At 72.6% G+C, this 20,562-nt stretch carries 19 protein-coding genes; 10 read left to right on the top strand and 9 right to left on the bottom strand.

All coding sequences use genetic code 11. The annotated features are described in order from the left end of the window. Nucleotides 1-3: 3 nt before the first annotated feature. A complete protein-coding gene (locus AB0B33_RS20290) occupies nt 4-1,536 on the bottom strand; it encodes a hypothetical protein (protein ID WP_360773850.1) in 1,533 nt (510 codons plus the stop codon). A gap of 409 nt (nt 1,537-1,945) precedes the next feature. After that, nucleotides 1,946-3,199 carry a sulfite oxidase gene (locus AB0B33_RS20285; protein WP_360773847.1) on the bottom strand — a complete coding sequence of 418 codons (1,254 nt, stop codon included), beginning with the start codon at nt 3,197-3,199 and terminating at the stop codon, nt 1,946-1,948. A gap of 156 nt (nt 3,200-3,355) precedes the next feature. Between AB0B33_RS20285 and AB0B33_RS20280 the strand changes: the two genes are divergently transcribed. The 3 genes from AB0B33_RS20280 (at nt 3,356) to AB0B33_RS20270 (ending at nt 6,495) form a co-directional block, all read left to right on the top strand. Beyond that, nucleotides 3,356-3,844 (top strand): carbonic anhydrase, encoded by a 489-nt coding sequence (locus tag AB0B33_RS20280; protein ID WP_360773845.1) that lies wholly within the window; start codon nt 3,356-3,358, stop codon nt 3,842-3,844. 111 nt (nt 3,845-3,955) lie between these two features. Beyond that, nucleotides 3,956-5,152, top strand: a complete 1,197-nt coding sequence (locus tag AB0B33_RS20275) for an LLM class flavin-dependent oxidoreductase (protein WP_360773842.1) — start codon at nt 3,956-3,958, stop codon at nt 5,150-5,152. Nucleotides 5,153-5,163: 11 nt separating this feature from the next. Further along, nucleotides 5,164-6,495 carry an NtaA/DmoA family FMN-dependent monooxygenase gene (locus tag AB0B33_RS20270; protein ID WP_360773839.1) on the top strand — a complete coding sequence of 444 codons (1,332 nt, stop codon included), beginning with the start codon at nt 5,164-5,166 and terminating at the stop codon, nt 6,493-6,495. On the opposite strand, the gene AB0B33_RS20265 is transcribed toward AB0B33_RS20270, so the two are convergent. After that, nucleotides 6,477-6,629 (bottom strand): hypothetical protein, encoded by a 153-nt coding sequence (locus AB0B33_RS20265; protein ID WP_360773836.1) that lies wholly within the window; start codon nt 6,627-6,629, stop codon nt 6,477-6,479. The genes AB0B33_RS20270 and AB0B33_RS20265 overlap by 19 nt on opposite strands. Nucleotides 6,630-6,675: 46 nt before the next feature. Beyond that, the gene (locus AB0B33_RS20260) at nt 6,676-7,128 is read right to left on the bottom strand and encodes a GNAT family N-acetyltransferase (protein ID WP_360773833.1); all 453 of its coding nucleotides are present in this window, start codon (nt 7,126-7,128) and stop codon (nt 6,676-6,678) included. A 91-nt stretch (nt 7,129-7,219) separates the two neighbouring features. Here AB0B33_RS20260 and AB0B33_RS20255 point away from each other — a divergent pair, with 91 nt between their 5' ends. Continuing rightward, nucleotides 7,220-7,693 (top strand): winged helix-turn-helix domain-containing protein, encoded by a 474-nt coding sequence (locus AB0B33_RS20255; protein ID WP_360773830.1) that lies wholly within the window; start codon nt 7,220-7,222, stop codon nt 7,691-7,693. Here AB0B33_RS20255 and AB0B33_RS20250 read toward each other — a convergent pair. Together AB0B33_RS20250 and AB0B33_RS20245 are read right to left on the bottom strand one after the other, a co-directional pair. Continuing rightward, complete coding sequence (locus AB0B33_RS20250; protein WP_360773827.1) at nt 7,680-9,491, bottom strand: rhamnogalacturonan lyase; 1,812 nt, start codon at nt 9,489-9,491, stop codon at nt 7,680-7,682. The genes AB0B33_RS20255 and AB0B33_RS20250 overlap by 14 nt on opposite strands. A 27-nt stretch (nt 9,492-9,518) precedes the next feature. Continuing rightward, nucleotides 9,519-11,789 carry a cellulase family glycosylhydrolase gene (locus AB0B33_RS20245; RefSeq protein WP_360773824.1) on the bottom strand — a complete coding sequence of 757 codons (2,271 nt, stop codon included), beginning with the start codon at nt 11,787-11,789 and terminating at the stop codon, nt 9,519-9,521. 210 nt (nt 11,790-11,999) lie between these two features. Here AB0B33_RS20245 and AB0B33_RS20240 point away from each other — a divergent pair, with 210 nt between their 5' ends. Beyond that, nucleotides 12,000-12,971, top strand: a complete 972-nt coding sequence (locus tag AB0B33_RS20240) for a GDSL-type esterase/lipase family protein (RefSeq protein WP_360773821.1) — start codon at nt 12,000-12,002, stop codon at nt 12,969-12,971. Then, nucleotides 12,968-15,835 carry a beta-galactosidase gene (locus AB0B33_RS20235; protein WP_360773817.1) on the top strand — a complete coding sequence of 956 codons (2,868 nt, stop codon included), beginning with the start codon at nt 12,968-12,970 and terminating at the stop codon, nt 15,833-15,835. The genes AB0B33_RS20240 and AB0B33_RS20235 overlap by 4 nt, the downstream gene beginning before the upstream one ends. On the opposite strand, the gene AB0B33_RS20230 is transcribed toward AB0B33_RS20235, so the two are convergent. After that, nucleotides 15,814-16,545, bottom strand: a complete 732-nt coding sequence (locus AB0B33_RS20230) for a hypothetical protein (RefSeq protein WP_247019768.1) — start codon at nt 16,543-16,545, stop codon at nt 15,814-15,816. The two genes, AB0B33_RS20235 and AB0B33_RS20230, sit on opposite strands and share 22 nt — an antisense overlap. A 198-nt stretch (nt 16,546-16,743) precedes the next feature. Between AB0B33_RS20230 and AB0B33_RS20225 the strand changes: the two genes are divergently transcribed. The 4 genes from AB0B33_RS20225 to AB0B33_RS20210 are packed head-to-tail and all read left to right on the top strand — an operon-like array spanning nt 16,744 to nt 19,503. After that, nucleotides 16,744-17,112: an STAS domain-containing protein gene (locus tag AB0B33_RS20225; protein ID WP_360773813.1), complete on the top strand. Its 369-nt coding sequence runs from the start codon at nt 16,744-16,746 to the stop codon at nt 17,110-17,112. 38 nt (nt 17,113-17,150) lie between these two features. Continuing rightward, the gene (locus tag AB0B33_RS20220; protein ID WP_360773810.1) at nt 17,151-17,951 is read left to right on the top strand and encodes an alpha/beta hydrolase; all 801 of its coding nucleotides are present in this window, start codon (nt 17,151-17,153) and stop codon (nt 17,949-17,951) included. Further along, nucleotides 17,948-19,162, top strand: coding sequence for a SpoIIE family protein phosphatase (locus AB0B33_RS20215; RefSeq protein ID WP_360773807.1), 1,215 nt, complete (start codon nt 17,948-17,950; stop codon nt 19,160-19,162). Before AB0B33_RS20220 ends, AB0B33_RS20215 begins: the two co-directional genes overlap by 4 nt. Then, a complete protein-coding gene (locus AB0B33_RS20210; RefSeq protein WP_360773804.1) occupies nt 19,159-19,503 on the top strand; it encodes an STAS domain-containing protein in 345 nt (114 codons plus the stop codon). The genes AB0B33_RS20215 and AB0B33_RS20210 overlap by 4 nt, the downstream gene beginning before the upstream one ends. A 37-nt stretch (nt 19,504-19,540) precedes the next feature. Here AB0B33_RS20210 and AB0B33_RS20205 read toward each other — a convergent pair whose 3' ends face one another. Together AB0B33_RS20205 and AB0B33_RS20200 are read right to left on the bottom strand one after the other, a co-directional pair. After that, the gene (locus AB0B33_RS20205) at nt 19,541-19,945 is read right to left on the bottom strand and encodes a hypothetical protein (protein ID WP_360773801.1); all 405 of its coding nucleotides are present in this window, start codon (nt 19,943-19,945) and stop codon (nt 19,541-19,543) included. A gap of 124 nt (nt 19,946-20,069) precedes the next feature. Continuing rightward, the gene (locus AB0B33_RS20200; protein WP_360773798.1) at nt 20,070-20,429 is read right to left on the bottom strand and encodes a VOC family protein; all 360 of its coding nucleotides are present in this window, start codon (nt 20,427-20,429) and stop codon (nt 20,070-20,072) included. Between the last annotated feature and the right edge of the window lie 133 nt (nt 20,430-20,562).

Here is a 20,562-nt window from a genome sequence, read left to right as displayed (position 1 = left end):
GGGCTAGAGCGCCGCGCTCTCCCGGATGTACGCCGGCAGCCCGGTCCACCACGTCGCCGCCGTGCGGATGCGGGCCGGGAGTTCCGGGCGGGTGACCACTTCGCCGAGCAGGGCGCGGCGGTCGGTGATCCCCATGCAGTACACCAGCCGGTCCAGCACCGACGTCGAGTGCGCGCTCTCCTCGTGGCGCGCGTGCAGCGCGAACGCCCGGCGGTAGAAGTCGTCGGGGCTCGCGCCGCCCACGTGGCCCAGTGCGTACGCGGCGGAATCGCGCACCGCGGGTCCGAGGTGTTCGGACAGCACCATCGCTTCGATCAGCCGTCGTTCCTCCGCGCCGCCGAGGATGCGCAGTGCGTCGAGGAGCCGCTGGACCCAGTCGGGGCGGCCGCGCCGCCGGAGGGTGGTGACCAGTTCGCCGGCCAGCGCGTGCGCCAACGGCGCGCGATACGGCGTCGCGTAGAGCAGGAACATCGTGCAGAGCCGGACGTCGAACACCGGGTCGTGCAGCATTTCGTCGACGAACACGGCCAGCAGCGGGTCGGCGGGCGGCTCCTCGATCGCTTCCAGGGTCTCGGCGGACAGCCGTTCCGCGACCGGGGCCGCCGCCGGCCACAGCGCCGCCGTCGCCGCGGCCCACACCCGGCTCGGGACCTTCACCTGCAGCTCGCGGGGCAGCAGCTGCAGCAACCGGGCCGCCAGGGACGTCCGCTCGCCGCCGCCCGCCGCCACGAGCGCGCACAGGATCGGCAGCAGGGCCGCCGTCTGGCGGTCGTCGAAGTGCCCGAACCGCAGTTTCTTGACGCTGGTCAGCAGGGCTCCGTAGAACGTCCGGTCGGTCAGCGGGTCGGTGAGGTGCCGGACGACCGACGAGCTCGCGTCGGGGTGGGCGCTCGCGCTGAAGACGCCGAGGGTGCCGATCAGGCTCTGCGCGGAGGTGTCGGCCGCCGCAGCCGCCGCCGTGGTCATCGCCGCCCGCTGGCCGACCGGGTGCACGATGAGCCGGTGGAACGCCTCGGCCCGGCGCATCCACGAAACGCCGTCCGCGATGCACATCTCGGTGAGCAGCCGCTCCGAGAGCCGGTCCCACGTCGACGCGGGGCTCAGGATCAGCTGCGGCCGGCAGGCGAGGAGCTCGGTCAGGCGGTCCCATTCCTCGCTGCCGAGGACGGCGTCGGTGACGGCCAGGTCGACCAGCTCGTCGAGCGGCGCGCCCGGGTTCGGCCGCCGGTGCCGGGCCCACGGCGGGACGGCCTGGGTCGGCGGCGTGAGGTAGCGCGCGACCGTGTCGTTGACCGCGGCGAGCAGGCCGGGACGCAGGTCGAGCAGCTGTTCGTAGCGCCGCACCGCCGCGCCCGGCACGGTCGTGACGCGGTTCTCCCAGCGGGACAGGGTGCTGATGGACACCGAGGGCGTCACGCCGTCGGCGTCGAAGTCCGCGGCGAAGGCCGCGAGGCGGCGGTAGCGCGGCCGGGCGCCGAGCACGCGGTTCGTCCGCAGCAGCCAGCCGATCCGCCGTCCCGCGTTCACCTTCCGCATCGCACGCCCTCCCGCTCCAGCGAACACCCGGGAGCCCGCGCGGGGCCAGCGGCGTTGCAGAATTGCCGCGAACGGGCCCGCCGCATCCGCTGAACGCGCCGGGCCCGTTCGGCCGCACCCCGTTGTCAAGGGTTGTTGCCGGCCGGTTTTTCACTGCGACGGCGGCCTTCCGCTCCCGCTTCCCTCCCTACTTTCGTGAGCAGGACGGGGAAGGAGGCCGCGATGGAAACGCACTGCTGAGCGCACCAGAATCCACAATGGACGGACCTGCGGGTTGATCTCCGACGCGGGCAGGGCCTCCGACGTCAGGTGCCACCGCTTCAGCACCTCCGCGTACTTCCCGTTCCGGATCGTCCACCGCACCGAATACGAGGGCACGACGCTGCGGGAGCACCTCGGGCTGCCCTGGTCAGGCCACCGTCACCGGGTGCCGGACGACCGCGCCGAACAGGTACCCCTGCGTGTTGTACGGCGAGACGTCCGGCTGCCGGGTGCCGGTGACGTCCGTGGCGCGCGCCCGCAGGGTGTACGACCCGGCCGTGCGGGGCCGCCACGGGAACTCCCACTGCAGCCAGCCGCGGTCGAGTGCCGGGCTGATCGGCTTCGCGGGCGCCCACGTGACGCCGTCCGTGCTCACCTCGACCCGCCGGATCCGGCCGTGGCCCGACCAGGACCGGCCGCGCAGCACCTGCCGCTGCCCGGCCGCGAGCGTCGCGTCCCACGGGAGCTCGAACGCGCTCTTCACCACCTGTTCGGTGACGAGCGTGCCCTCGGGCGGGTAGTCCGGGCCCAGCAGCCGGTAGAACTGCGTGTTCCACGGCGACACCAGCGGCGTCGCCGAGACCTCGATCCGGCCGAGCCACTTGATCGACGCGATCCCGGCCCACGACGGCACCACGAGCCGCACCGGGAAACCGTGGTCGGGCGGCAGCGGCCGGCCGTTCATCTCGTAGGCCAGCAGGGTGTCCTGCAGTGCCTTGCCCACCGGCAGCGGCCGCCGCACCTTGCCGAGGTTCACCCCCGCCGCGGTGTAGTCGGGGTCGAGCCCTTCCGGCAGGACGTCGACGGCGTCGCGGGTCAGCCCGGCCCGCGCGAGCACCGTCGCGAGCCGGACGCCGCGCCAGCGCGCCACGCCGACCGCGCCCAGCTTCCACGCCGTCCCGCTGACCGTCTGCCCCTGCTGGCTGGTGAAGAACCCGCGGCCGTTGCCGGTGCACTCGACGAACGCGGTGATCGTCTCCGACGGCAGCGCGCGCAGGTCGCGGTACGACAGCTCGATCGGCGCCCCGGCCGTCGGCGCGCCGCGCAGGCCCGAGCCGAACAGCTTCAGCCGCCAGCCGGCGGCGTCCAGCAGGGGCGTGGAGGTGTGGTCGCGGACGAAGAACCGGTCGACCGGCGTCAGGTAGCCCTGGCCGCGCATCGACTCCCAGCGCATCTCGGCGTTGGTTCCGTGGACGTCGAACAGCTCGGGCGGCAGCGGTTTCACGATCGGTCCCGGTTCCGCGGCGGCCACCCCCGGCGTGGCCGTGCCCGCGGCCAGCGCGAGACCACCGGCCGCGGTCAGCCGCAGCAGGTCGCGCCGGCTCAGCCCCGGCAGGCGTGCCTCCCCGTCCCGCCACTGGGCCAGGCGGGTCCGGTCGTACGCCGTCTCTTCGCTCGTCATGCGGGGCATTGTCGGCGGCGGCGCGACCGCCCGGCCAGGACGTCCACGGAGCGGAACCGGAATCCACAGTGGACAGTCCAGGTGGTGGGCACGGTTGCGCACGGGTGCACGCGACGCGTCCACTCGGCCCACCACATCCACGCGGAAGGGACCACCATGTCGGTCACCGACGAGCTGCTCGCCAACAACGCCGAATACGCCGCGCGCTTCGCCGGGCCGCTGCCGCTGCCGCCCGCCAAGCACGTCGCCGTGCTCGCCTGCATGGACGCCCGGATCAACGTCTACGGCGTGCTCGGGCTGCAGGAAGGCGAGGCGCACGTGATCCGCAACGCCGGCGGCGTCGTCACCGAGGACGAGATCCGCTCGCTCGCCATCAGCCAGCGGCTGCTCGGCACCGAGGAGATCATCCTCATCCACCACACCGACTGCGGCATGCTCACCTTCACCGACGACGACTTCAAGAAGTCCATCCAGCAGGACGTCGGCGTCAAGCCCGCGTGGGCCGCCGAAGCGTTCTCCGACCTCGACGAGGACGTCCGCCAGTCGATCGCGCGGATCAAGGGCAGCCCGTTCGTCCCCAAGAAGGACTCGGTGCGCGGGTTCGTCTTCGACGTCGCCACCGGGAAGCTGAACGAAGTCGGCTGATCCGCGGTTTATTCCCGGCGCACCCGGCTCGTCCCAGCCACTGGCCGCTCCGGCCCGTCCCGCGGCAACCGGCGCACACTACGGGGACGAGCCGAGAGAAGGGACGCGGGGATGACAGGACCACGGATCGCCGTCGCGCTGGATGGGGCCGGGTGGCACCCCGCCGCCTGGCGGGAAGCCGGCGCGCGGCCCGGTGAGCTGCTCACCGCGGGCTACTGGACCGACGTCGTCCGCGAAGCCGAGGCCGGCCTGCTGGACTTCGTCACCCTCGAAGACTCGCTGGCCCTGCAGACCGTGCAGCCCCTCGACCGGCCGGGCGAGCGGGACGGCATCGTCCAGGGACGGCTCGACGCGGTGCTGATCGCCGCCCGCGTCGCGCCGCTGACCTCGCACATCGGGCTGGTGCCGACCGCCGTCGTCACCCACACCGAGCCGTTCCACCTGTCCAAGGCGATCGCCACGCTCGACTACGTCAGCACCGGCCGCGCGGGCGTCCGCGTGCAGGTCGCCGGGCGCGCCGAGGACAACCGGCACTTCGGGCGCCGCGAGTTCGGTGAGTTCCGGCTCGAGGACTCCGCGGAGCCGGGCAAGCCGAGCCCGCTGCGCGACCTGTTCGACGAGGCCGCGGACTACGTCGAGGTGCTGCGCCGGCTCTGGGACAGCTGGGAGGACGACGCCGAGATCCGCGACGTCGCCACCGGCCGGTTCGTCGACCGCGGGAAGCTGCACTACATCGACTTCGAGGGCCGCTGGTTCTCGGTCAAGGGCCCGTCGATCACGCCGCGGCCGCCGCAGGGCCAGCCGCCGGTCACCGCGCTGGCCCACGCCGCCGTTCCCTACCGGCTCGCCGCCCGCTCCGCCGACGTCGTCTACGTGACGCCGTCCGACCGCGCGCGGGCCGCGTCGATCGTCGCCGAGGTGCGGGACGAGCAGGAGCTCGCCGGGCGCGGTGCCGAGACGCTGCACGTCTTCGGCGACGTCGTCGTGTTCCTCGGCGAGACCGAGCAGGCGGCCGCGGACCGCAAGGCGCGGCTCGACGAGCTGTCCGGCGCCCGGTACACCTCCGACGCGCACGTCTTCACCGGGACCCCGGCCGGGCTCGCCGACCTCCTGCTCGACTGGCAGGCGGCCGGGCTGTCCGGCTTCCGGCTGCGGCCGGGCGCGGTGCCGCACGACCTGACCGCCATCACCCGGGGACTGGTACCCGAGCTGCGGGGCCGCGGGGCCTTCCGCACCGGGTACGAGGCGAGCACCCTGCGCGGGCTGCTCGGCCTCGCCCGCCCGGCCAACCGCTACGCCGCCGTCTGAGGAGGACCGAGATGACCCGCAAGCAGATCCACCTCGCGGCGCACTTCCCCGGCGTCAACAACACGACCGTGTGGAGCGACCCCGCGGCCGGCAGCCACATCGAGTTCAGCTCGTTCGTCAAGCTCGCGCAGACCGCCGAGCGCGCGAAGTTCGACTTCTTCTTCCTGGCCGAGGGCCTGCGGCTGCGCGAGCAGAACGGGGAGATCTACGACCTCGACGTCGTCGGCCGCCCGGACACGTTCACCGTGCTGTCGGCGCTGGCGGCGGTCACCGAGCGGCTGGGGCTGGCCGGGACGATCAACTCGACGTTCAACGAGCCGTTCGAGGTGGCCCGGCAGTTCGCGTCGCTGGACCACCTCTCGGCCGGGCGCGCGGCCTGGAACGTCGTCACGTCGTGGGACGCCTTCACCGGCGAGAACTTCCGCCGCGGCGGCTTCCTGCCGCAGGACCAGCGCTACGAGCGCGCGGAGACGTTCCTGCGCACGGCGTGGGAGCTGTTCGACTCCTGGCGCGGTGACGAGGTCGCCGCCGACGCCGGAACCGGGGTGTTCCTGCGTGACCCGTCGGCGGGCGCGTTCGCCCACCACGACGCGCACTTCGACATCGAGGGCCGGTTCCCGGTGCCGCGCAGCCCCCAGGGCCGTCCGGTGATCATCCAGGCCGGCGATTCCGAGGAGGGCCGCGAGTTCGCCGCGGCGACCGCCGACGCGATCTTCAGCCGCTACGGCACGCTCGAAGCGGGGCAGGCGTTCTACTCCGACGTCAAGGGCAGGCTGGCGAAGTACGGCCGGACGCCGGAGCAGCTGGTGATCCTGCCGGCGGCGACGTTCGTCCTCGGCGACACCGACGCGGACGCCCACGAGCGCGCCCACGTCGTCCGGCGGCAGCAGGTCAGCGGGCAGACCGCGATCAAGTTCCTCGAGCAGCTGTGGAACACCGACCTCAGCTCGTACGACCCGGACGGCCCGCTGCCGGAGTCCGACCCGGTCCTCGGCGACCACACGATCGCCCGCGGCCGCGCGAGCGTCCGGATGTACCGCGACCCGCTGGCAACGGCACGGGAGTGGCGGCAGCTGGCGGAGGCGAAGAACCTGTCGATCCGCGAGCTGATCATCGAAGTCACGGCCCGGCAAACGTTCATCGGCTCGCCGTCGACGGTCGCCGACGCGATCGACGAGCTGGTGCAGGCCGACGCGAGCGACGGGTTCATCCTCGTCCCGCACGTCACCCCGGGCGGCCTGGACGAATTCGCCGACACAGTCGTCCCACTGCTACAAGAGCGCGGCTCGTTCCGCACCGACTACACCGGCACGACCCTGCGCGATCACCTCGGACTCGACTGACCCCGGCTCGGCTCGGCCGCCTCGGCGACGACGGGCCACCGCTTTCCCGGTGCGGCGGGCGGATCGTGGCGGCACCCGGCGAGCACGACGACGGCCATCAGCACGAGCGCGGCGGCGCGGATCGTCGAGGTCACGCCCGGACTCTAACCAGTCCGGCGGACCGCACCCACATGCTGGGAATCAGCCCGGCCCGCGGCGGTAGCCGTAGTGGATGAGCCCTTCGTGCAGCCGGCCGACCCGGTCGTAGAGCGCGCGGGCCGGGGCGTCTTCGAGGGTGTTCCAGTAGAGACCCGGGTAGCCCTGCTCCTCGGCGTCGCGCGCCACCCAGCCGAGCACCGCGGTCGCGACGCCCTGGCGCCGGACCGCGGGATCCACGAACAAGTCGGCCAGGTAGCACTTGCCGGAGTACCAGACGCTGGCATGGAAGAGGTAGTGCGCGATGCCGACGACCCGGCCGTCGAGGCGGGCGGCGATGCCGCGGATCCGGTCGTCGTCGAGCACTCGCCGCCAGGTCCGGTCGTAGTCGGCGGCCGCGCGGTCGGCGGCGAAGTAGGTGTCCTTCCCACGGGCCAGCACTTCCCAGGCGGCGCGGTCGGACTCGGTCAGGAAGCTGATCTCCACCACGGTGGCCATCCTGCCCCGCGGCCGGCCCGGCGGGAAGCAAGTCGTTTCACCAGCCGGGCGCACTACCCCTTCCCCGGTCGGACCTCGACAATCTGTCCGCATGAAGATCCTGCCGGAACGGCGAGCCGACGCCGAGGTTCTGCACGTGGGGATTCGGATCGACCTCGTCGGCCGCGCCGTCGACGCCGCCACCGTCGCCGCTCGGCTGGCCAGTGCGCTCGACGGCGTCGCGAGTGTCGACGTCGTCAGCTCGCGGCGGCACCTGCGGGCCGTTCCCGATCCCCTCCTGCGGATCGAAGCCGGCTCGAGGCGGGCGATCCTGCTGGGTCGCCCGCTCGAGCTGACCCGCCTCGAATTCGATCTGCTGCACTACCTGCGCGCCCACCCCGACCGCGTCTTCACCCGCACCGCGCTCAAGAGCGCGTTGTGGCCGCGGCAGGACGGGAACGACCGGACCGTCGACGTGCACGTCCGCAAGCTGCGGGCGAAGCTCGAGCCGCACCTCGATCCGATCACCACCGTGCGCGGGGTCGGTTACCGCTTCGAAAGCTCGGCGCCCGTCACGCTGGATTGACGCTCGGGTGCGGCGGCTGGTTGTACGCGGTGTTCTGCCACGCCACGGCTTCCCGGTACTGCCGGTCCTGCATCAGCGACACGTGCGAGATGCTCGTCGGGTCGGTGGTCGAATAGATCCGCAGGGCCCGGTTGTCCGACGTCGCCCAGACGACCTCCTCGCGCCAGTCGCCGAACAGGTCCGCCTGCACCGCGGGCGTGTTCTTCGTGCCGTTGTTGGCGTGCACGCCCGACGCCGTCAGCAGGCGCGTGTCCGCGCCGGTGCCGTACTTGTCGATGTGCGTGCCGTCCAGCAGTTCGCGCTGGGCGTCGCCGTCCCACCAGACGACGAAGTTGGCCGACGACGGCTTGCGCCCGATGTTCTGGCCGCTCGTGTTCAGCAGCCCCGCCACCCCGGACGACCAGGACTCCGCACCCGGGCTGCCCGCCCAGATGTCGTCCGACACCCCGCGGCCGTTGTCGCAGCCGCACGGCAACTGCCACAGGATCTGCCCGGTCTTCGCGTCGGCCATCCAGGCGCCCGGCTTCGACGTGTCTTCGTCCACTTTGAACTCTTCCAGCCCCGGCCGGCCCGGGATCAGGTCGCCGACGTGCATCGCGTCGCCGTGGCCGAGCCGGGTGTTCCACAGTGGACTGCCGTTGTCGTTGATCGCCATGGCGCCGAAGACGATCTCGTCACGGCCGTCCGCGTCGACGTCGGCGATCGCCAGCTGGTGGTTGCCCTGGCCGGTGTACTGCGAGCCGGCCGTGTTCGAGTCGAACTTCCAGCGCTCGGTCAGCGCGCCACCGCGGAAGTCCCAGGCCGCGATCACCGTGCGCGTGTAGTAGCCGCGGCTCATGATCAGGCTCGGGCGCGAGCCGTCGAGGTACGCCGTGCCGGCCAGGAAGCGGTCGACGCGGTTGCCGTAGCTGTCGCCCCACGACGACACCGTGCCGCGCGGCGGGTCGTAGTTCACCGTGGCCGCCGCCGCGCCCGTCTGGCCGTTGAAGACGGTCAGGAACTCCGGGCCGGACAGCACGTACCCGCTGGAGTTGCGGTAGTCCGCGCTCGCGTTGCCGATGACCTGGCCGGTGCCCGAGCGCGTGCCGTCCGCGGTCTTCATCGCGACTTCGGCCTTGCCGTCGCCGTCGTAGTCGAAGACCTGGAACTGCGTGTAGTGCGCGCCCGCGCGGATGTTGCGGCCGAGGTCGATCCGCCACAGGCGCGTGCCGTCCAGCCGGTAGGCGTCGACGTAGACGTTGCCGGTGTAGCCGGACTGCGAGTTGTCCTTGGCGTTGCCGGGATCCCACTTGACGACGAACTCGTACTGCCCGTCGCCGTCCAGATCGCCGACGCTGGCGTCGTTCGCGCTGTAGGTGTAGCTCTCGCCCGACGGCGTCGTGCCGCCGGCCGGGACCTGGATCGGCACGTCACGGGTGCTCGCCGCGGCCGTGCTGTCGAGCGTCAGCGACTCCTCCGCGGCGAACGCCGACATCCGCTCCACGCCGTCTACCACCGCGTGCACGGTGTACTTCGCCCCCGCGGGCGCCCCGGCGTCCAGGTAGCCGGTCGGACCACCGGCCGGGGTCGTGGTCACCCGGGTGCCGTCGCGGTAGACGGCGAACGACACACCGGCCGGGTCGCCGGCGAGCAGCCGCCAGCCGACCCGGTTGCCCGCCGCGCCGTGGACGCTGATCACCCCGCGGTTCAGCTCGTCGATCTGCGGTGCGGCGGCCGCCACCGCCGGGGCCGGGGCGAGCCCGGCCGCCAGCAGGCCCACGGCCAGCAGCCGGCTGAAGGCGGATGTGCGCAAGGACATGACCTTCTCCGTCCGAAGTAGACTCGATCAGCCGATCGTGCAAGTGCTCCCGTTCAGGGCGAAGGACGCCGGCGCGGGGTTGGTGCCGCTGGAGGTGCCGTTGAAACCGATGCCGGTCGAGGCGTTCGGCGCGAGGGTGCCGTTCCAGTCCAGGTTCGTCGCGGTCACCGCGCCGGCGGCGGACTGGGTGAACGTCGCACCCCAGCCGGGCAGCGTCACCCGCTGACCCGAGGTGTAGGTGAAGGCCAGTGTCCAGCCGGTCACCGGGCTCGTGCCCGTGTTGGTGATGGTCACCGAGGCGGTGAACCCGTTGCCGCCACCCCAGCCGGGCGCGGCGTAGGCGACCTTGCACGCCCCGCTCCCGCCGCCCGCGCCGGTCGTCGCCGACGCCGCACCGGACGCGGCCGAGGTGTTCCCCGCGGCGTCCTTGGCCCGCACCTGGTAGCGGTACGTGCTGGAGGCGGTCAGGCCCGAGTCGGTGAACGTCGTCGACGCGGCCGAGCCGACCACGGCGAACGTGCCGCCGGACGCGCCGGGCGCGCGCAGGACGTCGTAGCCGGTGACGCCGACGTTGTCCGTCGAGGCCGTCCAGCTCAGCGTGACGCCGGAGGAGGTCACGCCCGAGACGGCCGGGGTGCCCGGCGTCGTCGGCGCCTGCGTGTCGACGGTGCCCCCGCCGTAGATCGTCGCTTCCTTCGACGTCTGGCGGACGCCGTTGGTGCCGTTGAGGAACCGCTCGCCCCACGCGGTCAGGCTGGTGGGGTCGAAGCCGTTGGTCATGTCGAGGTAGGCGACGTCGCTGCCGTTGCCGCTCCATGACCAGCCGAGGTAGCCGAGGCCGCGGGCCTGCGCCTGGGCCATGATCGTGTCCTCGTCGGGGTTGCCGTCGCTGTGCATGTTGCCGAACTCGCCGACGACCAGCGGCAACCCGGCGGTGCGGAACGCGTCGAAGTAGGCGGTGATCTCCGCCGCGGTGTCGTAGACGCCGTACATGTGGATCGAGAACACCGTGTTGTGCTGCGGATCGGCGTTGAGCACCGAGGCCGCGTTGTCGCGCATGATGTTCTGCCAGTCCTGGCCCCACATCGGCGCGTCGGCCATGATCAGGTGCTGCAGCCCGGCACCGCGGAGCCGGGTGATGGCGCTCGACGTCGCGCTCGCCCAGGTCGCGCTCACCTGCGCGTTGTTGCCGAACGGCTCGTTGCCGAGGTTGACGACGACGTGGTTTTCCTGGCCCTTCAACGCGCTCGCGATGCTGATCCAGTAGTCGGCGGCCTGGTCGAGGCTCGCCGCCGCGCTTTCTTCGCCGTAGCCGGTGGTGTCGTGCACTTCCAGGACGCAGATCAGCCGGGACTGCTTGCACAGCGAGATGATGTTCGTGACTTCGGCCGCCGACGTGGGTCCCCACCGCTTGCCGCTGCCGAGCACGACCCGGACGGTGTTGGCGCCGAAGGACTTGATGTTCGCGAAGGCGCTGTTCTGGCCGGTGTACCAGGCGTACGGGTGGTTGACCCCGCGCATCACGAACGCGGCGCCGTTCGCCTCGAGCACGCGGGTGCCGTCGACGTGCAGCCCGGTGGCGGCCGGCGTGGCCGGGCTCAGCGCCGCGACCAGGGCCGGGTACCACCTGCTCTCCATCTTCGCGATCCCGGTGGTGCCGTTGGGGTGCACGCCGTCGGTGGTGTCGGCCGCGGTGTCGAACCCGGTCCACTGGTCGACGACGGTGATCGGGGACGCCGCCGTGCTGTGCGCCGCGGCCCACGCGGGGATGCCGGCGTTCAGGTCGACCACCCGCTGGGCGCAGGCCGCGCAGTTCGACGGGTTCATCGGGATGATCTTCGCGACGATCAGCTTGGTCGCCGGGTTGCTCGCGCGCATCTGCCCCAGCAGCGTGGTGTAGGCGTCCAGGATCGTGCTCGCGGCGATGCCGTTCCAGACGTCGTTGGTGCCCAGGTGCATCAGGACGACGTCCGGGTGCGTCGAGGACAGCCAGCCGGGCAGCTGGTTGTCCCGCACGATCCCGGTCGCGAGGAAGCCGCCGTGGCCTTCGTTCTCGCCGTCGTAGGTGAACCCGCAGCCCTGGGGCGGCAGCGTGCCGACGAAGTCGACGTCGGTGTGCCCGGTCTGCTGGAGGTGCTGCCACAGCAGGGCCCGCCAGCACCCGGGCGACCCCGTGATGGAGTCACCCAGCGCCATGACGCGCGTGGGCGTGGCCGCGCCGGCCGGCGTGGGGGCCACGACAGCGCAGGCGGCCAGCAGCAGGCCGGCCACGGCCGCGCGGGGAAAACGCCACTTCATACCGACCTCCTGGAGTACCGCTCGACAGGACAGTTCGATCTGGGAGCGCTCCCACGCTAGCACGCGGGTGCGGGTTTGAGGACCGCCGGTTTCCGGAGAAAGCGCTTACTGAGGTATTGGACTGATCGGGTCCCCGAGGTTGACAAGCCCGGACGCCGCTGGCTTGAATCGGCTCGACCACAGCGGTCGCGAGCTGACCGGAGGCCGGCGATGTCCCCGCAGTTCCCGCTCACCCGGCGCGTCTTCCTCGGTGGCGTGTCCGCGCTGGCCGCCACGGCCGTCGCGCGCCCGGCCGCCACGCGAGCGGCCGATCCCGAGGTCCGGCTGCACTGGCTCGACGGCCGCCCGGCGGCCGCGGCGGACTGCACCTTCGGCGTCCCTTGGCCGCGGGGAACGTTGTCCCGGAACGTCCCGCTGGCCCTGCACACCGCCGACGGCGTCCCGGTTCCCCTGCAGGTCCGGCTGACCGGTCCGGTGCCGCGCCCGGCGTGGCTCGCCGTGACACCCCGGCCGCGCGCCCCGCGGATCTTCGTCCTCAGCGACTCCACCGCCGCCGACTGGGCGAACCCGCCGAAGAACGGCTGGGCCCAGGCGCTGCCCGCGTTCTTCCGCGCCGGGCCGAGCGTGCGGAACTACGCCCAGTCCGGCGCCGGCACGGCCGGCTATCTCACCGATCCCCGCTACTTCCCGCGCGTCCGCCCGATGATCCGGCCCGGCGACACCGCGCTGATCCAGCTGGCGCACAACGACAAGCAGACGACCGAGGCCGGCTACCGGGCGAACCTCGCGCTCCTCGTCGACGGCGTCCGGCAGCAGGGCGGGGCCGCGGTGCTGGTCACGCCGCCGGTCCGGCACCGGTTCGGCGCGGACGGGAAGCTCACCCCGCTCGGCCTCGTCGTCAACAACCTGGGCGTCGACCTGCCCGCGGTCATGCGGGACGTCGCCCGGGGCGAGGGGATCCCGCTGCTCGACCTGACCGCGCGCAGCCAGGCTCTCGTCGAAGACCTCGGCGAAGCCGCTTCGTGGCCGCTCTACCTGACCCTCGCGCACGACGGCGTCGACGACGCGACCCACCTCAGCCGGTACGGCGCCGAGCGGTACGCCGCGCTCGTCGCCGATGCCGTCGCCGAGGCCCGCTTGCCGCTCGCGCGGTTCCTGCGTCCCGGAAGGCTTCGACGATGAGGCGTCTGCTCGCCCTGTTCCTCGTTCTCGTCACCGCGGCCGGGCTGAGCACCGCGCCCACCGCCGCCGCGGCCGTCACCACCGCGAAGCACCGGATCACGTTCGACAGGTATTCGATGCTGCTCGACGGACGGCGGGAGTTCGTCTGGTCCGGCGAGTTCCACCCGTTCCGGCTGCCCAGCCCGGACCTCTGGCGCGACGTGCTGCAGAAGATGAAGGCGACCGGCTACACCGCCGTGTCGATCTACTTCGACTGGAACTACCACTCGCCCGCGCCCGGCGTGTACGACTTCACCGGGGTCCGCGACATGGACAAGGTGCTCGACCTCGCCCGCGAGGCCGGCCTGTACGTGATCGCGCGGCCCGGCCCGTACATCAACGCCGAGGTCACCGGCGGCGGCTTCCCCGGCTGGCTGACCACCCAGGCGGGCACGGCCCGCAGCGACGCCCCCGACTACCTGGCCGCGGCCGACGAGTGGCTGACCGCGATCGACCGCGTCATCGCGCGGCACCAGTACGTCGACGGCCGCGGTCCGGTGATCCTGTACCAGATCGAGAACGAACTGGCCGCGACCGGCGAAAGCCAGCGCGACTACATCGCCCACCTCCACGACAAGGTCCGCGCGGACGGCATCGGCGTGCCGATCTTCCACAACGACAAGGGCCGCAACGGGATCTGGGTGCCGCCGGACTCCGGCGTGCCGGGGACCGTGCCCGGCAAGGTCGACCTCTACGCGTGGGACACCTACCCCGGCGGCACCTGCCGCCCCGACGCCACGCCCGGTACCCCGAACACCGCACCGGACTGGGGTCTGTACGGCCCGGGCGGAGCGAAAGGCGGCGCGAGCGCGTCGCCGAACACCCCCGGCTTCACCGCCGAATTCGGCGGCGGCTGGTTCGACTACTGGGGCAGCAACGGCACCTACCCGTGCACGGCCGTCCGCGAGGGACCCGGGTACGAGCGCGTCTTCTACGGCACCAACATCGCGAACGGGCTCACCGTCCAGAACTTCTACATGACCTTCGGCGGCACGTCGTGGGGCTGGCTGCCGGCACCGGTCGTCTTCAGCTCCTACGACTACGGCGCGGCCATCGACGAGGCCCGGCAGCTGCGGCCCAAGGCGTTCACGATGAAGGAACTGGGCTACTTCCTGCAGGCGGTGCCGCCGATCACCAAGCAGGACAAGGCAGCGGCCATCGCCCCGTCGTCGACGGCGGTGAAGGTGTACCACAACGTCAACCCGGACACGCTCACGCACTTCTACGTGCCGATGCACAACCCGTCCAAGGACACCACGGACGACGCCTTCACGTTCCCGGTGTCCACACCGGACGGTTCCTACACCGTGCCGCAGGCGGGCACGCTGCGGGTGCACGGCCAGGACGCCAAGCAGCTGGTGGCGAACTTCGAGCTGGCGGGCCAGCACCTGGTGTACTCGACGTCGGAGATCATGACCGCGGTCCGGGAAACCGCCCTGCTGCACGGGCGGCCGGGCGAGGACGGCGAGACGACGTTGCGCTACAGCCGGGAGCCGAAGGTCGAGGTACTGGCCGGGATCGTGACGTCCACTTGGGACGCCGCGCGCGGCGACCTGCGGCTGAACTACGTCCACAACGGACTCTCCCGGGTCCGCGTGTCCGGTGGCGGCCGGCCACCGGTCACCCTGCTGCTCGCCGACGACGCCGCCGCCGACACCTTCTGGCGCCAGGGTCCCGCCCTGGTCCGCGGGCCGGCGTTGCTGCGGACGGCCCGCCTCGACGGAAGCGTGCTCGCCCTGACCGGCGACACCGCCCAGGCCGGCGACCTCGAAGTGTGGGGCCCGGGCACGCGGGTCACGTGGAACGGGCGGGGAGTCCCGGCCCGGCGGACGTCGTCGTCGAGCCTGCTGGCGGCGGCCCGGCTCCCCGGCCCGGACGCGGTGCCCCTGCCCGCGCTGACCGGCTGGAAGCAGGCCCCGGGCTCGCCCGAGGCGGCGGCCGCCTACGACGACTCGGCGTGGCTGCCCGCGGACAAACCCGCGCTCACCGCGGACGACTACGGCTTCCACACCGGCGACGTCTGGTACCGCGGGCACTTCGGCGGCCCGGTTCCCGAGTCGTTGAGCTTCGGTTACGGCGGGGGCGGCGCCGGGATGCTGCAGGCGTGGCTGGACGGGCGGTACCTCGGCCAGCACGTGCTGCCGAGCGCGCTCGCTTCGCCGCCCACGACCGGCACCGCGAGCTTCACCGTGCCGGCCGACCTGCGCGGCGACGGCGGCCACGTGCTGTCGGTGATGGTGCGGAACAACGGCCACAACGAGGACGGCGGCGTCAACGACGCCCACAAGGAGGGGCGCGGGCTGATCTCGGCGTCGCTCGACGGCGTCGCGTGGAAGATCCGCGGCGGTGTCGCGGATCCCGTGCGGGGCCCGCTGAACAACGGCGGCCTCGACGGCGAACGGGCCGGCTGGACCCTGCCCCGCCACTCCGACGAGGGGTGGGCGGCGGGGCAGGTGCCCGCCGCCACCGCGGCACCCGGGACGACCTGGTACCGCACGGACTTCACCCTCGCCGTGCCGAAGGGGCACGACGCCTCACTGGGCCTGACCATCGGCGACCCGGCGGTCCCGCGATCGGGTGGCCGCTACCGGGCGCTGATCTTCGTCAACGGGTGGAACCTCGGGCAGTACGTCGCGGACGTCGGCCCGCAGCACACGTTCGTGCTGCCGACCGGCGTCCTCGACCCGCACGGGCGCAACACGCTCGCGCTGGCGGTGACCAGCGACGGCGGTCCGGGCAACGGCCTGGAGAACGTCGCGCTGACCAACCTGGGCACGGTCCGGGGCGGCGTCCCCGTCCGGCTTCAGGCGCCGGGACCGGAGTAGATCTCCGACGCCGGGGGCGCCTCGACGGGGGCCGGCTTGTTCCAGTCGCTGAACTCGATGGCGCCGCTCTTGGGGTCCTGCATGCGCAGCAGGTAGTGCGGCGCGTCGGCGGCGACCGTGGCGGTGCCGTCCGGGCTGGTGAAGTTCAGCGCCGGGACGCCGCCGAGCGTGGTGGGCTCGCCGCCGGTGAAGCTCGCGGAAGCCAGCTCGCCGACGGTGTTCTCGGTGAACGACTTGTAGTCGAGGAACACCTTGAAGGCGTCGCCGATGCCGGCGCCGATCTTGGCGGTGGACGGGACCCACTTGCCGGTGAGCTTCTTGCCGATCGAGGCCGGGATGCCGGCCTCCTTCACCAGCGAGTCGGTGAAGCGGAAGAAGTACTTGTCGCCGACGCGCAGGACGGGGATCTCGATGCCGTCCTTGACCACGGTGCCGCTCGCGCTGTCCTGGTTGAGCTGCAGGTCCAGGTTGATGTTGCCCTCGCTCGCCATGGTGCCCTTCACGCGCACCGAGGACGCCTGCTTGGCGGCGTCGGCCACGGCGGACCCGACCTTGGCGGCCTCGAGCGCCGGCGGCGCGGTCGAACTGGGCGCGGCGGCGGCCGCAGAGGAGGTGGCCCCGGCGGGTTCCACCGTGCCGGAGGTGCCGGAGCAGGCGGCGAGGGCGAGGGTGCCGGCCGCGAGGGCGGCGGCGAGGGACAGGCGTCGCATCGGATAGTCCGTTCATGAGGGCCGGGCCACGCCCGGACACGATCGGGCTATCGGCCGACCGGGTGATCCGTTACACCCCGCCGGCACCGCGAGACGGACATCTCCCCTGGCCCGAGCGCCGGAGGTGGCGAGGTTTGGCCATCACCCGGTCTGGGTAAGCCACCATTCGGTGGAAACCAGGCAGAGGAGGAGCACCAGGTGAGCACGGACGGCAATCGGCTCCGGCCCCAGGACCTGGTGCGCGTGACGCCCGAACGCGTCGGCGGCGCGGTCGTCCTGGACGTGGCCGGCGAAGTCGACCTGCTCAGCGCGTCGGTGCTGAGCGAAGGCATCACCGCGGCGCTCGCCGACCCGCCGGAACTGCTCGTGATCGACCTGACCGGGGTCTCGTTCCTGGCCTCCATCGGCATCACGGCCCTGCTCGAAGCCCGCCGCAGCGCCGGCACCGCCACCCGGGTGCGGGTCGTCGCGCCCGAGCGCAGCGTCGTCGCCCGGACCCTGCAGCTGACCGGCCTGCGCGAGGCACTGGCCGTCACGGCCACCCGCGACGAAGCTCTCGCCCGCTGAACCACGCGATCCGGGCCGCCGGGTGGGAGGATGGGCCGGTGAGCATGCGCCGCCGGAACAACGTCGTCGTCACCGGTTACGAGGACGGTCCCACTCTGCTGCTCGCGCACGGCTTCGGCTGTGACCAGAACCTCTGGCGCCTCGTCGTCCCGCCGCTCGCCGAGCGCTACCGGCTGGTGCTGTTCGACCACACCGGGGCCGGTCAGTCGGACAGCTCGGCGTGGACCGCCGGGCGCTACAGCGGTCTCGACGGCTACGCCGACGACGTCCTGGCGATCTGCCACGAGCTCGACCTGCGGGACGTCGTCCTGGTCGGGCACTCGGTCAGCGCGATGATCGCGGTGCTGGCCGCCAACCGGGAGCCGGACCGGTTCGCGAAGCTGGTGCTGCTGACGCCGTCGCCGTGCTACCTCGACGACGGGGACTACCGGGGCGGGTTCAGCCGCGAGGACATCGACGAGCTGCTCGAAGCGCTCGACTCCAACTACCTGGGCTGGTCGGCGGCGATGGCGCCGGTGATCATGGGCAACCCGGAGCGCCCGGAGCTCGGCGAGGAGCTGACGAACAGCTTCTGCCGCACCGATCCCACGATCGCGCGGGTGTTCGCCCGGGCGACGTTCCTCTCCGACAACCGCGCCGACCTGGCGAAGGTTTCCGTGCCGACGCTGGTCGTCCAGTGCGCGCAGGACGCCATCGCGCCGCAGGAGGTCGGGCAGTTCACGCACGAGCGGATCGAGGGCAGCGTGCTCGTCACGCTGGACGCGACCGGGCACTGCCCGCAGCTCAGCGCGCCGGAGGCCACCGCCGCCGCGATCACCGCGTTCGTCGACCGGCCATGATGTGCGACGCCGGTGACCAGGCCGGCCCGGCGTTCTCGGCGCTGCTCGAAGACAGCGCCGAAGACCTCTACGAGCACGCGCCCTGCGGGTACCTCTCGACGTTGCTCGACGGCACGATCGCGAAGATCAACGCCACGCTGCTCGGCTGGCTGGGCTGGGAGCGCGAGGACGTCGTCGGGCGGCGCCGGTTCGCCGACCTGCTGACCGTCGGCGGCCGGATCTACCACGAGACGCACTTCGCGCCGCTGCTGCGCATGCAGGGCCAGCTCGGCGGGGTCGCGTTCGAGCTGAAGACCGCCACCGGCACGCGGCTGCCGGTGCTCGTGACGTCGACGGTCAAAGTCGGCACCGACGGGCAGCCGCAGCTCATCCGCACCACCGTCTTCGACGCGCGGGACCGGCGCGCCTACGAGCAGGAGCTGCTGCGGGCACGCGAAGCCGCCGAACGCGAACGCGACCGGGCGCAACGGCTGGCGCGGACGCTGCAGCAGACCCTGCTGCCGCCGGCGCTGGCCGAGGTGCCGGGCGTGCGGGTCGCGGCGTACTACCACCCCGCGTCGGCCGACGAGGTCGGCGGCGACTTCTACGACCTGTTCGCGCTGACCGGCGACGCGTGGGGGTTCTTCCTCGGCGACGTCTCCGGCAAGGGCGCCGGCGCCGCGGTGGTGACGTCGCTGGCGCGGTACACGCTGCGCGCGGCCGCGGCGTACGACCCGGCGCCGGCCACCGTGCTGGCGCACCTCAACACCGTGCTGCACCAGGAATACCGCGGTGCGGACCCGCGCTACTGCACGGTCGTGCAAGGCGTCGTCCGCCCGGACGACGAGGGCGCGGCGGTCACCGTCGGGTCCGGCGGCCACCCGCCGGCCCTGCTGCTGCGCGCCGACGGCACGTCGGCGTTCCTCGACATCCCGGGCGGGCAGCTGGTCGGCGCGTTCCCGCAGGCGCGCTTCGCCACCGTGGACGTCCGGCTGGCGCCGGGCGACACCCTGCTCCTCTACAGCGACGGGCTGACCGAAGCCCGCGTCCACGGCCGCACCCGCTACAGCGGGGAGCAGCTGCAGGCGTACCTGACCGGCCGCGCGCCCACCACCGCACCGGCGGTCGTCGCGGCCGTGACCGAGCTGCTCGCCGGCTTCGGCGACGGCGTCGACGACGACACCGCGCTGCTCGCGCTGAGCATCCCGTTCCCCGGAGGCGATCCATCGTGACCCAGTTTTCGACCACCACCCGGACCACCGCATCCGGCCCGGTGGTCACGGTCGAAGGCGAGCTCGACGTGGCGACGGCACCCCGCCTCCGCGCCGCGATCGCCTCCGCGCCCCTAGACCGCCGGCAGCTGCTGGTGATCGACCTGGCCGGCGTGACGTTCTGCGACTCCAGCGGTATTTCCGCCCTGATCGCGGCCCGCAACGTCGCCGAGGCGGCGGGTGCCGGCGTGGCGCTGGCGGCCGTCCCCGCCCGGCTCAGCCGGACGTTCGGCCTGATCGGGCTGGCGGACTTCTTCCCGACGTACCCGAGCGCCGAAGCGGCCATCACCGCGCACGGTTAGGGCGTGGGGGACAAAGCTCCCGCACCGTCACCCGGGGTCAGGTCCGCTTGCGGCCGGCGATCCGATCGGAGAGCTGCTGCACGTGGGCGGGGTCCGCGTCCCGGGCAAGGGCGACGTAGTGGTCCATGACGGCCGGCCGGTAGCGCACCGGCCACGTCTGCCCCGGGGCGAGCCGGGTGAGCTCGGTGAGCGTGAGGTCTTCGTCCGCGATACCGCGGAACGAGAGGCCGTCGGCGGTCTCCACGTCGAACATCAGGACCACGCGGGGATTGCTGTTGACCTCCCGCCAGTCGACGAGAACGCCGAGCGCGAGCACCCCCGCACGCAGTTCCGCGGTGCGATTCCGCGCACCACCGCTCAGGAGCGGGTTCGGGGCGACGCCCGGGAAATCGGGGCCGACGCCGAGCGATTCCCGGCTCAGGTCGGGCCTGAGCTGCGCCATCAGATCGTTCAGATCGTCGAGCCTCTTCTTCCGACCGAACACCCTGCCCCCTCCCGCCGGTGCCGGAATCGTACGTCAGGAGCACAAGGCCTCCGCGAACCCGGCGGCCGACCTCCGCCCCCGGCTAGCGCGGGCTGTGGTCGGCGAACTCGACGGTGAAGCCGTCCGGGTCCCGCAGCTGGAGCTGCCGTTCGAACCCGCGGTCCCGGGGCGGCCCGGAAACGGGCACCCCGCGGGCGAGGAAGTCGGCGTACAGCTCGTCGAGGTCGTCGGCGAGCAGCTCGACCTGGACGAACGCCCGCAGCCGGCCACTGTCCCGTTCGACGGCGTCACCGAGCTCGAGGAGCCCGAGCGTGCCGGCCCCGAGCCGCAGCAGCGCGAACCGGCCGTTGCGGACTTCGGTGGTGAACCCGAGGGATTCGTAGAAGGGAAGCGAGCGATCGAGACTGGCGACCGGCAGGCTCATCCCGGCGAACGTGGGCAAGGCGCACTCCTCCGCTTGGTGCGCCAAGGGAAGTCGCCGAACGGGCGTTCCGACGCCGCACCCGTTCGCCGGCGAGCTTAGCCCGCTTCCGCGCCGCCGTGCCAGCCGTCGGTCACCGGACCGGCCCCTTGCC

This window comes from Amycolatopsis sp. NPDC049159 (genome assembly GCF_040648295.1).
Lineage (GTDB): Bacteria > Actinomycetota > Actinomycetes > Mycobacteriales > Pseudonocardiaceae > Amycolatopsis > Amycolatopsis pretoriensis_A.
Note: the sequence above shows the minus strand (reverse complement) of the source record. Positions and strands in the feature narration are given on the sequence as shown.

Bases quoted from the DNA above. Each gene is read 5' to 3' on its own strand.
- AB0B33_RS20290 (WP_360773850.1), bottom strand. From the start codon at position 1,536: ATGCGGAAGGTGAACGCGGGACGGCGGATCGGCTGGCTGCTGCGGACG.
- AB0B33_RS20285 (WP_360773847.1), bottom strand. From the start codon at position 3,199: ATGACGAGCGAAGAGACGGCGTACGACCGGACCCGCCTGGCCCAGTGG.
- AB0B33_RS20280 (WP_360773845.1), top strand. From the start codon at position 3,356: ATGTCGGTCACCGACGAGCTGCTCGCCAACAACGCCGAATACGCCGCG.
- AB0B33_RS20275 (WP_360773842.1), top strand. From the start codon at position 3,956: ATGACAGGACCACGGATCGCCGTCGCGCTGGATGGGGCCGGGTGGCAC.
- AB0B33_RS20270 (WP_360773839.1), top strand. From the start codon at position 5,164: ATGACCCGCAAGCAGATCCACCTCGCGGCGCACTTCCCCGGCGTCAAC.
- AB0B33_RS20260 (WP_360773833.1), bottom strand. From the start codon at position 7,128: ATGGCCACCGTGGTGGAGATCAGCTTCCTGACCGAGTCCGACCGCGCC.
- AB0B33_RS20255 (WP_360773830.1), top strand. From the start codon at position 7,220: ATGAAGATCCTGCCGGAACGGCGAGCCGACGCCGAGGTTCTGCACGTG.
- AB0B33_RS20250 (WP_360773827.1), bottom strand. From the start codon at position 9,491: ATGTCCTTGCGCACATCCGCCTTCAGCCGGCTGCTGGCCGTGGGCCTG.
- AB0B33_RS20245 (WP_360773824.1), bottom strand. From the start codon at position 11,789: ATGAAGTGGCGTTTTCCCCGCGCGGCCGTGGCCGGCCTGCTGCTGGCC.
- AB0B33_RS20240 (WP_360773821.1), top strand. From the start codon at position 12,000: ATGTCCCCGCAGTTCCCGCTCACCCGGCGCGTCTTCCTCGGTGGCGTG.
- AB0B33_RS20235 (WP_360773817.1), top strand. From the start codon at position 12,968: ATGAGGCGTCTGCTCGCCCTGTTCCTCGTTCTCGTCACCGCGGCCGGG.
- AB0B33_RS20230 (WP_247019768.1), bottom strand. From the start codon at position 16,545: ATGCGACGCCTGTCCCTCGCCGCCGCCCTCGCGGCCGGCACCCTCGCC.
- AB0B33_RS20215 (WP_360773807.1), top strand. From the start codon at position 17,948: ATGATGTGCGACGCCGGTGACCAGGCCGGCCCGGCGTTCTCGGCGCTG.
- AB0B33_RS20205 (WP_360773801.1), bottom strand. From the start codon at position 19,945: ATGGCGCAGCTCAGGCCCGACCTGAGCCGGGAATCGCTCGGCGTCGGC.